The 12865-nt window shown below is 54.3% G+C and carries 12 protein-coding genes; 7 read left to right on the forward strand and 5 right to left on the reverse strand.

Translation table 11 applies throughout. From position 1 onward, the window contains the following. Nucleotides 1–64: 64 nt before the first annotated feature. On the reverse strand, nucleotides 65–841 hold the full coding sequence (locus VCU37_RS08250; RefSeq protein ID WP_336250171.1) for an SWIM zinc finger family protein: 777 nt from the start codon (nucleotides 839–841) through the stop codon (nucleotides 65–67). Then, the gene (locus VCU37_RS08255; protein WP_336250172.1) at nucleotides 834–3767 is read right to left on the reverse strand and encodes a DEAD/DEAH box helicase; all 2934 of its coding nucleotides are present in this window, start codon (nucleotides 3765–3767) and stop codon (nucleotides 834–836) included. The genes VCU37_RS08250 and VCU37_RS08255 overlap by 8 nt, the downstream gene beginning before the upstream one ends. 142 nt (nucleotides 3768–3909) lie before the next feature. Here VCU37_RS08255 and VCU37_RS08260 point away from each other — a divergent pair, with 142 nt between their 5' ends. Further along, nucleotides 3910–4536 carry an RDD family protein gene (locus tag VCU37_RS08260; RefSeq protein ID WP_336250173.1) on the forward strand — a complete coding sequence of 209 codons (627 nt, stop codon included), beginning with the start codon at nucleotides 3910–3912 and terminating at the stop codon, nucleotides 4534–4536. A gap of 28 nt (nucleotides 4537–4564) precedes the next feature. On the opposite strand, the gene VCU37_RS08265 is transcribed toward VCU37_RS08260, so the two are convergent. Then, entirely contained in the window at nucleotides 4565–5572 is a 1008-nt protein-coding gene (locus tag VCU37_RS08265) for a TOBE domain-containing protein (protein WP_336250174.1), read from the reverse strand. After that, nucleotides 5565–7013 carry an ABC transporter permease family protein gene (locus tag VCU37_RS08270; RefSeq protein ID WP_336250175.1) on the reverse strand — a complete coding sequence of 483 codons (1449 nt, stop codon included), beginning with the start codon at nucleotides 7011–7013 and terminating at the stop codon, nucleotides 5565–5567. Before VCU37_RS08270 ends, VCU37_RS08265 begins: the two co-directional genes overlap by 8 nt. A 91-nt stretch (nucleotides 7014–7104) precedes the next feature. On the opposite strand from VCU37_RS08270, the gene VCU37_RS08275 reads away from it, so the two are divergent. Both VCU37_RS08275 and VCU37_RS08280 read left to right on the forward strand, forming a co-directional pair. Beyond that, entirely contained in the window at nucleotides 7105–7296 is a 192-nt protein-coding gene (locus tag VCU37_RS08275; RefSeq protein WP_336250176.1) for a putative motility protein, read from the forward strand. Between the two features lie 41 nt (nucleotides 7297–7337). Continuing rightward, entirely contained in the window at nucleotides 7338–7904 is a 567-nt protein-coding gene (locus VCU37_RS08280; protein ID WP_336250177.1) for an ACT domain-containing protein, read from the forward strand. 32 nt (nucleotides 7905–7936) lie between these two features. Here VCU37_RS08280 and VCU37_RS08285 read toward each other — a convergent pair whose 3' ends face one another. Next, nucleotides 7937–8680 carry a hypothetical protein gene (locus tag VCU37_RS08285; protein ID WP_336250178.1) on the reverse strand — a complete coding sequence of 248 codons (744 nt, stop codon included), beginning with the start codon at nucleotides 8678–8680 and terminating at the stop codon, nucleotides 7937–7939. A 130-nt stretch (nucleotides 8681–8810) separates the two neighbouring features. Between VCU37_RS08285 and dhaK the strand changes: the two genes are divergently transcribed. The 4 genes from dhaK to VCU37_RS08305 all read left to right on the forward strand — a co-directional run bounded on the left by dhaK (nucleotide 8811) and on the right by VCU37_RS08305 (nucleotide 12844). Then, the gene (dhaK, locus tag VCU37_RS08290; protein WP_336250179.1) at nucleotides 8811–9827 is read left to right on the forward strand and encodes a dihydroxyacetone kinase subunit DhaK; all 1017 of its coding nucleotides are present in this window, start codon (nucleotides 8811–8813) and stop codon (nucleotides 9825–9827) included. After that, nucleotides 9828–10463: a dihydroxyacetone kinase subunit DhaL gene (dhaL, locus tag VCU37_RS08295; protein ID WP_418896423.1), complete on the forward strand. Its 636-nt coding sequence runs from the start codon at nucleotides 9828–9830 to the stop codon at nucleotides 10461–10463. It begins immediately after the preceding gene. Then, on the forward strand, nucleotides 10460–11152 hold the full coding sequence (gene dhaM, locus VCU37_RS08300; protein ID WP_336250180.1) for a dihydroxyacetone kinase phosphoryl donor subunit DhaM: 693 nt from the start codon (nucleotides 10460–10462) through the stop codon (nucleotides 11150–11152). Before dhaL ends, dhaM begins: the two co-directional genes overlap by 4 nt. 99 nt (nucleotides 11153–11251) lie before the next feature. Further along, a complete protein-coding gene (locus VCU37_RS08305; RefSeq protein ID WP_336250181.1) occupies nucleotides 11252–12844 on the forward strand; it encodes a metalloregulator ArsR/SmtB family transcription factor in 1593 nt (530 codons plus the stop codon). Nucleotides 12845–12865 lie beyond the last annotated feature (21 nt).

A 12865-nucleotide genomic window follows, 5' to 3' on the forward strand; every position in this document is an offset into this window, starting at 1 on the left:
CACCACTGTGGTAAAGGCAATGACGTTAAAGGCCACACTGGTACCGCCCGTGGCTTGCACATCGCTAAGGAGATGCCGTTGACTCCTGGTCGTCTAAGAGCTGTTCAGCATGGGTAGATGCTGCCTCAATCATGGTCCCGAATAAATCGAGGGCACTCATGGCACCAGCCCAGCCTTGAGGATCACCCAGTGCGGCCAGTGACGGTGCTTGCCGTGTGGCCAAGGTGGGGGACGGAAAGTACACCGCTTCAAAGGTCCCTCGCGCGCGTGTCCACCCAACCGGACTGAGTGTGCTTAGTGGTATGCCATCGGGTGCTCCGCTTCGCCCTCTCGCCACACTAATTTCGTGGAGCAAACGCTCTCGAGCCCGCCCACGAACCCGTAACAACGGGTACGGGTCTTGGCGCAAAACTTGCCCCATAGCGGCCCAAACGGCCACCCCAACGGTCGGGATTTCCTCATCTGGCCCATGCCCCGCAATAAAGGTGACATCCGCAATGGAAGGAATCAGGTCAACCCCTTGTTCCTTTGCTAAGTCAGCTAATTCTTCTGGTTCTTGACCGGCAAGGAGTCGGGCACAGAGGCGGACTTGCGTGGCCAAAATATCAACGATAATGGCCCACTCCTCATTGGATAGCTGTGGCACATCAACAGCCACAAGGTACGGCGTTGGCCGACCACCTTGGACACGCGCCGTCAACCGACCAGGACTGGTATTGAGTTCTTGAACTCGACCACTTGAAGCTGTGGCTCGTCCTTGCCTGATTCGTCGAGCTTTTGCGTCGTCTTCAAGCGGTAACCCTTCAAGAGCTTCCATCCACTGTGCCGACCAACTAGTCATCACGGCCCCCAACGTCATACCCCGCACCGATTGCAGGACGATCCGGCGTGTCATAAATACGCGCCTCAGCCCCCAAACGAACCAGTTCTTCAAGGGCAGCAAGATCTAATTCGGTGATCCAGTTCTCACCCGGTGCTACAACCGCATCTGCGAGAGCTCGTTTCCGCTCAAGCATGTCAGCAATTCGTTCTTCTAATGTGCCGTTCGTTACAAGCTTGTGTACTTCCACCGTTCGTAGCTGCCCAATACGGTGGGCACGGTCAGTGGCTTGGTCCTCAACGGCGGGATTCCACCACCGGTCATAATGAATGACATGGGTGGCGGCCGTCAGGTTCAACCCCGTCCCACCAGCACGGGTGGACACAATTAATACACCAGCGCCACCACCAGACTGGAACTGTTCAACCATCGCATCGCGTTGGGCCAAACTCAACGTGCCATGCAAGAAGGGAACAGGCTGGTCAAGGTCCTCACTGAGCTGTTTACTCAATAACTTGCCCATCGTCACAAATTGGGTAAACACAAGGAGCTGTTCACCGGCATCTGTCGCTGATGCGATAATTTCTTGGGCGGCTTGGAGCTTGCCAGAACGGCCAATGAGGGGGCCATCTTCGCCAAGGTACTGCGCAGGATGGTTGGTCACCTGTTTCAAGGCAGTCAACATGGCCAAGATACGGCCACGCCGTTGCATCCCGTCAGCCGTGGCTAACTCAGCCATCGCTTGCTGTGTGACCTGTTCGTACAGTTTCGCTTGTTCGCTTGTCAGCGTGCACGCAACCGTTCGTTCAATCTTGTCCGGTAAGTCACGGGCCACTTCGGGGTCATCTTTGGTTCGCCGCATAATGAATGGGGCTACAAGGTTGCGCAACCGTGCCGCCGCATTCAAGTCGTGATGGCCTTCGACCGGTTTCACAAATCGTCGGGTAAACGCTGTTTTAGTGCCCAACATGCCCGTATTGGTGGCATCAATGACGGCCCATAACTCAGCCAGCCGGTTTTCCATCGGGGTACCGGTCAATGCAAGCATGGTATTTGCCCGTAAGGAGCGCACCACTTTGGCCGCTGCGGTGGCCGGGTTTTTAATCTGTTGGGCTTCATCTAAGGTGACAATATCCCAGGTAATCCCACTCAGAAGGTCAGCGTCTCGCCGCAAGGTTCCATAGGAGGTAACGACAACCCCTTCTAAATCATCTGGGTCAAGAGACCGTTCAGGACCGTGGTGGCGATTCACGGGAAGGTCGGGGGCAAACCGTTTGATTTCACGTTCCCAGTTACCCACCACACTCGTTGGGCACACGACGAGGAAGGGTCCCGGACGGGTAACCAACAACGCGATTAACTGCACGGTTTTCCCCAAGCCCATGGCATCAGCTAATACCGCACCAAGCCCGAGGTCCGTCATGCCACGTAACCAAGCTAACCCACGTGCTTGATAGTCACGAAGCTCACCCACGAACCCTTCTGGGGCTATCTCCAGTTCTGGTTTATCACCGGCTTGGCGAACCTTCTGAATAAACGCGCTAAGCGAATCATCCATGACCACACGCTGGGCGGCTGGTCCATGGGAGAACCAATCCTCTCCTGCACTCCCGGCCAGTGCGAGTGACAAGGCCTCGGCACGGCTCATCGTTTCACGATGACCATAGGATTGAATGGCTTGGCGCGACGTCTCATCAAGGCGGATCCATCGCCCATGGGCATAGACCAGTGGCTGATCCATCTCCGCGATTGTCGCAATATCTGTTTCGTCAAGAAGGTGTTGTGCCAAACTGACTTCCCAAACCGCTTCAACACTGCCATCTTCTTGTTCATTCAGATGTACTTCAGCGGCCATCGCATCTTCAGCCAGCGTTTCAGGCAACCGAATCGTAACGCCTGCACCTTGTAAGAGCGGTGCGATATCGACGATGAGTTGCCAAGCCTGATCAAGGGTGAGGTCTACAACGGATCGGCTTGTTGCCTCAATCAGTTCATCCAGTGGCGGGTACAAGCGACTTGCACGGCTCAACTGAGCCAAAACCACATCGGCTTCACCGGCTTGTTCCGCCGTTAGGACCTCATGGACCGGTTCTTCATGCCCATCAGGAAAACGCACCAAACAGGTGAGTGGCCACACCCCTGTTGGGGAATCTGGAGCGTCGAGGGCAATGATCAAAGCCAAGTCAGCATCAATACGCGACTGCCATCCCGCTATTCCAGCCACAAGTTCCGCAGCTTCATCGCGTAGGGGCACCTGGGCGTCATCAGGGTCACTGAGGGCTTCTACCCACCGCATCGTCCACGGCAAAATCCTTGCCCGCGGGCGACCAGATACCGCGGGAGCTCCCCGTCGAACAATCGTGTCCACCACAGCATTGGCAAAGGCGCTCACGACGGCAAGTGGTGTACGGACCGCTTGGTGACCTGGCACGGGCGCGCTGACTGCCACGGGGGGCATCGCATTGGCAAGTGCATTGAGGGCGTCGTGAACGACACTATCAGCCGCTATTTTCCAATAGGCTTTCACAGGACTGTCCGGTGTTGCCATCGCAAGTGCTGGCACGATTTCTTGTCGTATGGCTGCAATCAATGCAAGCTGCGCCACGTGTGCCCATCCACGCACACTCGCACGAGGGTGATGGATTTGCGCTAATAGCGGCTCAAGCACGTCATCAATCCGAAACACCAATGCGGGTACTTCTTGCACATCCACGTGGTCGGCACCGTCAGCCGGGCGGACAACCGCAACGGTCGTTGCGGTCGGTTTGTCAATACCAAAACGCTCAGCCAAGGCATAGGCCCCACGAAGAGGAACACGCACGGGGTTCGTGTGATCAGGTTCGGTTCCAGGGAGCTCGCGAGTTAAGCCAGACTCAGGGATTGCATATAAACGTGCTTCTACCACACCAGCAGTAGCCGGAATAAATACAAGATCGGAGGAAACCATGAACGGTAGACCTTAATCTCAAAGAAACATCTTTGCTTATCTAGGCTATGAACAGGCAAAACAACGTGTTTTGTTGTTCCAACTTGTAGTTTAGTTTTTCTCAGCCATTGGCGGTAGTTGCAGGTGGGGGCAGACTAGCCATATGCAAGAAAACGTCCACGAGCCATCGGAACCGATCAAGCGTCCATCGGAACCGATTGATCTGCCACCAAACCCCAGGCGAATTGATGTACCTGGTGTTGGCCTACGCCCAGTTGCGTCCTTAGGGCGGCGTTTTATTGCCCGTGTCATTGACTGGCTCGTACTACTCCCCTTCCAATTTGTTGTCATTGCCGTTGCCGTATCCGTCTTTGGGCTTGGTGGTCAATGGCTAAAAGACATTTATGAAACGGCGTCAGGCTCCACAATCTCTGTGGAGGCACTCTTACCCCCGGCTGATGTCGCAAACCAGTTTTGGTTGGTCTCCATGTTGTGGACCGCAGTCAGTGGTGCGATTGCTGAGGTTTGGGCAACATCGGTCTATGGCGGAACACCTGGCAAGCTCTTGATTGGAATCCGTGTCGTCAGTACAACCGACGGTGGCCGTATTTCCCTTAACGACTCATTCAATCGTTGGGCACTAGCTATTTTCCCTCGAATGATCCGCTTCCCATTGCTCCCCCTCTTTGGGTGGCTCGTATGGTTAAGCGCTGCCTTTGATCAAACCCAATTCCGTGGGTGGCACGACAAACTGGCTAATTCAGTCGTGCTCGATTGGCGATCCAGCTAGTCAAGTTAGTTGGCACACCGCCAACGAGCTAGGTATCCATCGCATACACATCTACTCGACTTGCCTTAAAACTGGCCCAGATCGGTCCCCCGACAGGTAAGTCAAGCCGTCGGGAGCTCCCTACGGTGACCTCGGCAACCAGTGGCGTCAACCCCAACATATTGACCCGGATCCGGTCACCGGAGGGTTCTAACCCAGCAACTCGGCCATGCCATACATTTGAGGCACTTCCCTCGGGTCGTTCACGATGCAACGTAACACTGCGTGGATGAACAGTTGCAACCACATTTGTCGCCGTACCGGATACATGCGTATTTACCCGCCGTCCATCCGCAAGGGTTACTACCCCGTTTTGCAACGAGCCCCGATACACGTTGGTAAGTACATCTGCTGCCCAGCCGTTTATCGGCTGGCGTAACACCCCGTGCATCGTGTCGTGCTGGGCAACACGCCCCTGATCAATAAGCAAAAACCGATCAGCAATACTCATTGCCCAGAGGGGGTCTCCCGAGTGCACGAGGACAACACCACCGACTCGGTCAGGAAGATGACGGAGCCATGCCCGCAAGGACTTCCCGGCATCGCGGGTAATCCCACACATCACATCATCGACGATGACAAGTTCTGCACTGGGGTCGAGATCGCGTTCAGCGGCAATCAACCGTTGCTGTTCAATCGTCAGTTCATCGGGGTATCGATCGGCTAGGTCATCAATGTGAAGCTCGCTGAGAAGTGTGTGCGTACTCACCGTTGCTTCGTCGTGGCTCAAACCTCTCGCAAGGTAGGCCATCATGACATTATCAGCGATGGTTAATGGATTGATCAGCCGTGGTGAACGGCGAATGTAGCTAATCGTGGCTGCTTGCCCATCTTCACGTAGAGCGTGGGCATTTGGGTATGCTTCGTCAACGATCTGATCAAAGATGGGCGATATAGGTTCTTGGGGGTCCGCCAACACTGCGTGAATATAGGCACGTGAACAATGGGCTTGAATGGAAAGGGGCGGCTCAGTGCTGACCACATGAAGATCAATCATCACTGGCCTCATCATCGTTGCGGGTACGAATCTTTAAAAATGGGGTTGTCGTGCGTTTCCCGAGCGCCGTGTTGTCGTCTTCCGCTTGGGGTTTCCGGTGATGACGATCTGGATCCTGAACCGCCTCGTCCCGCTGTGGGGGTTGGGACGCGGATTGGTCAGGTTGGGTTTGGTGCAGTGTTGGTGTGTCCGCCGCCAGGTGCGTGGACAGGGTATGCATCCGCGCTTTGGCTTGTTCTGTAATCGACACGTGCGTTCGGGCAACCGGCTGGACCGCTTCAGTCTCAGTGGTTGTTTCTGCTGGCGCACCTGGCCAGTATGTCCCCGGTGATGCCCATGCTTTGGGCATACCTGGAGCACCTTCCCAAACGGTGTCTTGTGGTTTGTCTTGGGTATCTACAGTGCGAAGGTATTGGGCTTCTTCATCGGTTAGCACGTCGCTAAAAACAGCTCCTGGACCCTCTAGTGATGCGAAAAAGGCAGCGACTTCATCCTCGTCATCCTCGACTTGAGTAGGGTCAGTCTGGTCAGCGTCCAAAGGTTCAACCTGATCGGGAACGTTAAGGATGTCTGGTGTATACAGGTGGGTCGAAAAACGGTGGGTCACATAGGGAATGAGGGTAAATAAGGACCCTTTACACACGATGAGGACACCGACGGAGAGGAGGAGCAAGATAGCGCCCACCGATTCGGTTAATCCCGGAACTGCGATCGAGCCATCGGTGCCTAAAATTGCCAGCGTTGCCGGCGTGTTTGTCCCGATAATGGCGAGGGCACCCTCCTCGCCGAGTACACGTGCGACAGCTAACCCAAAAGCGGGAACGATAGCGGGGGTGAGTATCGGACGGACGAGTACTCGTAGAATTGCCCGCACATTCCAACCCATGCTCGCGGCAATAGATTCCATTTCTGGTGTTGTCATTCGCCACGCCGCTTCCATGGTCAACGCGGCAAACGGAAGCCCAAGTGCTGTCACAATGACGAATGCTGTTGCAATGCCAGGGGCGGGCCCCAAGCCCAGTACTGCAGGTAAATGGGCCAAACGAGAAATACCAAGCCCAATTAATGCGGGAGGACAGACCAACCCAACAATCACGCCGAGGCGAATCATACCCGTTGATAATCCGCCAAATCCTTCAGGACCGCCGCGAGCGAGTAGCCATCCGAGTGGAATAGCCACCATGGTGGCTAAGCCGCCCCCGATGATGGCAAATCCGATACTCCACAAGAACGGACCCACCCATGCTTGAGTCAGGAGAACAGGGACGTGTACGAGACCAAGGACAACCCCGAATGGGCCAAGAAATAGCAATATGAGCGCAACAGAAATACCTATGGTCATGCCTGGAATGGCACGTCCGTTCCAACCAGGGTTCACCTGGACGGGTTTCGTGGTGGTGCGAGTAATGAGCCCTTTACCCATAAGACTTCCATCGGCCATGGCGCCTACAGATTGAGGCCATCTCAATAAGGGGTTAAGAACACCCACCATCTGCCGAAACTGTGACCAAGCCGTTCAAAAGGAGTTGAACATGGAATTGTCAGCCCAAATGCCAATGGTGGACCCTGCCCTTGTGACCTCAGCCATGGCCGCCCAAACGCAGGGCGCCGCAACAATGTTGGTGATGAAACAAGCAATGGATTCACAACAATCACAAGCCCAACAGCTCTTGGCCTCTGGAACGAATCCAGTTGTAAATGGCCATATTGACGTGCGGGTGTAATTTCTCGTCGGCACATCGGTGAAGCCCATAGGCTTAGGGGCATGGAAATGATGCTTCGCCTTGAGCTTCCTGATGTGCCCGGCTCCCTTTCAAAGGTTGCTAACGTCATCGCAACGGTTAACGGTGATATCCATGCCGTTGAGGTAAAAGCATCCACGAACGGTATTGCGATTGACGACCTGTGGGTTCATGTGGACCACCCAGATGCCCTGCTGGAAGCATTTGAGCTTGTTGATGGCGTGCGTGTGCTGTACATGGGGCCCAGCCGTGGCCTCCCAGGGGTAAACACCATGCGGATGAGCGCCATTATTCAAAATATTTTAGGCGGTACGATGCCTATCGAACAAGGCGTGATTGCCTTGGTGGGCGGCAATCTGTATGCCAACGAAGCTCATATTGAGCCACGTACTGAAGAATCAAGTAAAAAAGATCGACGGGTATTGCGTATTCCGCTTAACGATAAAGACCTTATCCTTAAACGGGACTATCGGTTCTTAGATGAAGAGCACCGGCAAGCCATCGACTTAGTCACCTTGTGTGAGCAAGCATCGGCACACGCCTCATCGGACGCGTCCGTTCGTGAGGCCATACCGTATGTGGAGGAATAGTAGGGGCAGGGCCTCTGGGCGTTGCGCCCTCCCTAACTACCCATTTGTAGGAGTGGCCGGTCGATAATTGAGCCACCGGGCATTGCCCGTTCAGCTTCACGAAGGGCGTAGAACCATTTATCGGCACTGAGAACATCGCCTCGTTTTGCCCGTCGGATAGATGTTTCAAGCGAAACGGTTTGCCCAGCCCAGGGTTGATCCCCGATAAGTCGTAAGAGCAGTTGTCCTAATCGCCATTGGTCATCGCGTCGGCGGTCAGGAGAGAGTGGCGTTTCAAACTCATCAATACGGACCACAATTAAACGCGTTTGTTCATCCAATAACATATGGCGCCCACGGACACGACCATGGCCCGCATGGTGTAAGCCGGCCACCGCGACGGCGACGTTGCGGCTGACAAGCAATAAATGACGCCCCGTTGCCGTTGGAGCCACTTTCGCACGACGTTCCGGATCTACGAATGCGGCGAGTGAGGTGGTACGCACCGCTGGTTCTCGTTCAACGAGATACCCCACATAGCGTCCTCTCGCATCGTGGAGGAGGTCAATTGGCCAGGTCCACCGCACATGGTCAGGTGCGGGAGGAGGTGGACTAGATACTAATGCCGCAACATGGGCACCGTAGGCATCGGAGGCCTGCGTGCGTAAGACTGCGGTCATATTGGGATCTTCATCGAGGCGACAGAGAAGCCGCCCATCTTGAGAGGACGCGGGTCGCAACGTGACCCACGATCCGTCTGAGGAACGCCGTACAGAATGTGCTGAGCGAGTGGCCATGATCATTCACTATAAATGCACTCATGGTCTTCAAGTTGGCAGCGGAACCCAAATTGTTTGATACTCCACGTACAGCCCGTCATTTTCAGGCCCTATCCCTGGAATGAAACTGCCGACACAAAGGACAAGCATGAAAAAATTAATTAATGATCCTCGTGAGGTCGTTGCCGAAGCCTTGGAAGGGTTCGCACTTGCGTTTCCCTCGTTAGTAACCGTTCACAATGACCCTGTGTGGGTAGGACGTGCGAACCCCGCACCTGAGGGGCGTGTGGCCCTTGTCAGTGGGGGTGGGAGTGGGCATGAACCGCTGCACGCTGGTTTTGTCGGTGAGGGTATGTTGGATGCTGCCGTTCCTGGCGCAGTCTTTACCTCCCCCACGCCTGATGCTATTGAAGCTGCAACCCGTGGCGTTGACCATGGGGCAGGTGTCGTTCATATAGTGAAGAATTACACGGGCGATGTGTTGAACTTTGAAACGGCTGCTGAATTATGTGCTGCGGACGGTATTTCGGTCCAGCAAGTCCTCGTCAATGATGATGTCAGCGTAGAAGATTCCACCTGGACGGCTGGCCGCCGTGGTGTTGCTGGCACGGTAGTAGTTGAAAAGATCGCCGGTGCTGCCTGTGCCCGTGGCGACGATATCGACACGGTTGTGCGTATTGCCCAAGAGGTTGTGGCGAATACGAAATCGATGGGTCTGGCACTTAGTGCATGCACGGTGCCACATGCCGGGAAGCCGTCCTTTGATCTTCGTGATGATGAAGTTGAAATGGGTGTCGGTATTCACGGTGAGCCAGGTCGGGCCACGGTGTCTATGGCGACTGCTGATGAACTCACCGCCCAACTCGTTGACCCATTACTGGCTGAGCTTCCAGACAGTGGCGAGGTCCTGGTCTTGGTCAATGGAATGGGGGCAACGCCCGAATCAGAGCTATTTATTGTGTACCGCGCTGTACGGCATCGCTTAGCGCAGACAAACCTGACGGTGGAACGTTCTCTTGTTGGCAATTACACCACGAGTTTGGATATGGCTGGGGTTTCTGTCACTATTACCGCATTGACCGCAGAAATGAAACAGTTGTGGGACGCACCGGTCATTACGCCATCGTTAATCTGGAAAGACAGCTCTCCCCGGAAGGATGTATAAATGAGTGCAAATGCGGCTTGGGCTAAAGCTTGGATGGTTGAATGCGCAAATGTTGTAGGCGTACACCGAGAAGAATTGATTGATCTCGACCGCGCAATTGGTGATGCTGACCACGGCGAAAACTTAGATCGGGGGTTTAATGCAGTTGTCGCATCGCTCGCAGATAAGGCGTTTGCGACACCAAGCGAAGTCTTTAAAACGGTGTCCATGACATTGATGAGCAATGTTGGTGGCGCCTATGGCCCGCTTGTTGGCACGGCATTCTTGCGTGCATCAACGGTTTCTAAGGACGCAGAAGAACTTGACGCCTCAGTACTTGCAGATGTGATCGCAGCTGCTGCCGAGGGTATTCAAGCACGTGGTCGTGCTGAGCTAGGCGAAAAAACAATGTTGGACGCATGGTTACCAGCTGCAGAAGCCGCAAAGGCTGCTGCTGATACTGGCAAAAGCCCTATAGACACCCTGAAGGCAGCAGCCTCAGCGGCACAAACCGGAGCTGAAGCAACTGATGCAATGACCGCTCGGAAAGGGCGTGCATCGTATCTTGGTTCTCGTTCAGTGGGTCACCGTGATCCAGGAGCACAATCAACGGCTTATATCTTGGATGCAGCCGCACGGACGTTGGAGAAAGCGTGACTGTAGGGATCGTAGTAGTAAGCCACAGCGAAAAAATTGCTGAAGGCACAGTTGAATTAGCTGCCCAAATGGCTGCCGATGTGACGATTAAAGGGGCCGGAGGCACTGATGATGGTCGTATTGGCACGAGTTTTAATAAGGTGATGGATGCCATCCAAAACGCTGACAGTGGTGATGGCGTTGTGGTGCTCACCGATTTGGGTTCTGCGGTATTGACAACTGAATCAGTTATGGAGTTCTTAGATGATGAACTCCGTGATCGGGTTCGCATGGTTAATGAGTCGTTCATTAAAGGCACAATTGCTGCGGCGACAACCGCACAAGGTGGTGGTGACCTCGATGCATGCGCCCGAGCCGCCGAAATGGCTCTCCATCCATCGGCAGAGCCGAACCTCAACGATACCGCTGAGACCCGAGCTGTTGAGAGTCAAGAGGGTGACTTGTCGACCCAATTAACCTTGACGAATGCGTTGGGATTACATGCCCGGCCAGCAGCCCGTTTAGCTGAACTAGTGAATAAAAGTGAGTCACGGGCATGGGTCAATGGGCACAACGCCGGTAGTGCATTGTCAATGATGACCTTGCAATTAAAAGAAGGTGACGCCTTTGAGTTTCGTGCCAATGGGCCTGATGCCCAAGCATTGATTGACCAAGTCACTGCCCTGGTCATTGATAACTTCGGAGAATAATCACTTTAGGCCATCACCTTGCCGCGAGCGCAGGGTGATGGCCCAAAACTATCTATTCAATTAATTGCGCATATACGCAAATAGTTGAATACTGGACCTATGTTCCAGGTCCTCAGACACCGTGCGTATCGCCATCTCTTTGGCGCACAGATTGTGTCATTGATGGGAACTGGACTCGCGACCGTCGCCCTCGGTCTCCTGGCTTATGACCTTGCTGGGGACCAGGCCAGCACCATCCTAGGCACCGTATTTGCGATCAAAATGGTTGCCTATGTCATTGTGGCCCCATTGACGTCTGCCGCGGTGGCGAAGCAGCCGCGCCGACGTGTTCTTGTCATTGCAGACCTCCTCCGGGTGGGAGTCGCACTCGCACTTCCACTCGCCATGAATGTCTGGCAAGTTTTCATACTGATCTTGGTGTTGCAGGCTGCCTCAGCGACGTTCACCCCAACATTCCAATCAGTCATCCCTTTGGTATTGACCGATGAATGTGACTACACCAACGCCTTGTCACTCTCCCGGCTGGCTTATGATATTGAGTCCATTGCGTCACCGATGGTGGCGGCTGCACTCCTCATCATCATGCCAGCGAATGCCCTATTCATCGGTACTGCTGCAGGCTTTTTGGCATCCGCCTGTTTGGTCCTTGCAGCAGCCTTACCCAAAGGAATTGGGTTAGAAACCGATATGAACAAACCCGACCTCCCCTTTGGCGGTCGTGCACGACAAGGTATAACCGTTTTCTTTTCCAATCCAGCGCTACGTCCCCTCTTGGCATTGGATGCGGTTGTGGCTTCTACTGGAGCACTCGTGATTGTGCAGACCGTGGTTATTGCACGTAGCCACTTTGGTCTCAGTGAAACCGCTGTTGCCATACTTTTGGGCTGTTCAGGTGCCGGATCGATGCTCAGCGCCTTGCTCCTGCCACGATGGCTTGATGGATGGGGGGAACGGCGCACCATGATTGGTGGTTCACTGCTGGCCACGATGTGTACTGCCATTGCTGGTATTGTGCTTGGACTGCCAGGCACCACACTCGGGGTAATGATGATTGGCCTCTTGTGGTTTGTCCATGGATTGGGGTGGTCATCTATTCAAACACCGGTTGGCCGCATTCTTCGCCGTGAATCAACTAACACCCAATTAGCCCCTGTCTTTGCAGCTCGGTTTTCACTCTCCCATGCCGCCTGGCTGGTAGCGTATCCTCTCTGTGGATGGCTGGGGAGCTTTGGACTCATGCCTGCAGCCTTGACACTGGCTGCACTCGCAATGATCGGCACCTTAGTCGCTATGATGCTCTGGCCATCAGCAGCCCTACCCTGTCCAGATGCTGATGTTCTACTCGAATTGGAGGAACCTGTGGCCATGACGCCTAATGATTCTGAATTGGATTATGCCGCCAGTGTTCTTCGTTTAATGGCCGACCGAACACGCCTCGCTATCTTGGCCATGTTGGATGAAGAAGAGCTGTCGGTATCGGCAATTGCTGAACGATTAAACCGTCCACTCCCTGCTATCTCACAACATCTTGCCAAGTTACGCACAGCCGGTCTGGTTCAGGTACGTAAAGATGGGACGACTAGTTTCTATAGTCAGTCTGACGAACATTTGAATCAACTCGTCACCAATGCGCTGCATTACAGCGAACACTATTTCAATCCCAACCCCCTCCATCACCGGGCGCAGACATAGGCTGCTACACAACCAGGTCAA

The organism is Stomatohabitans albus (assembly GCF_036336025.1).
Taxonomy (GTDB): domain Bacteria; phylum Actinomycetota; class Nitriliruptoria; order Euzebyales; family Euzebyaceae; genus Stomatohabitans; species Stomatohabitans albus.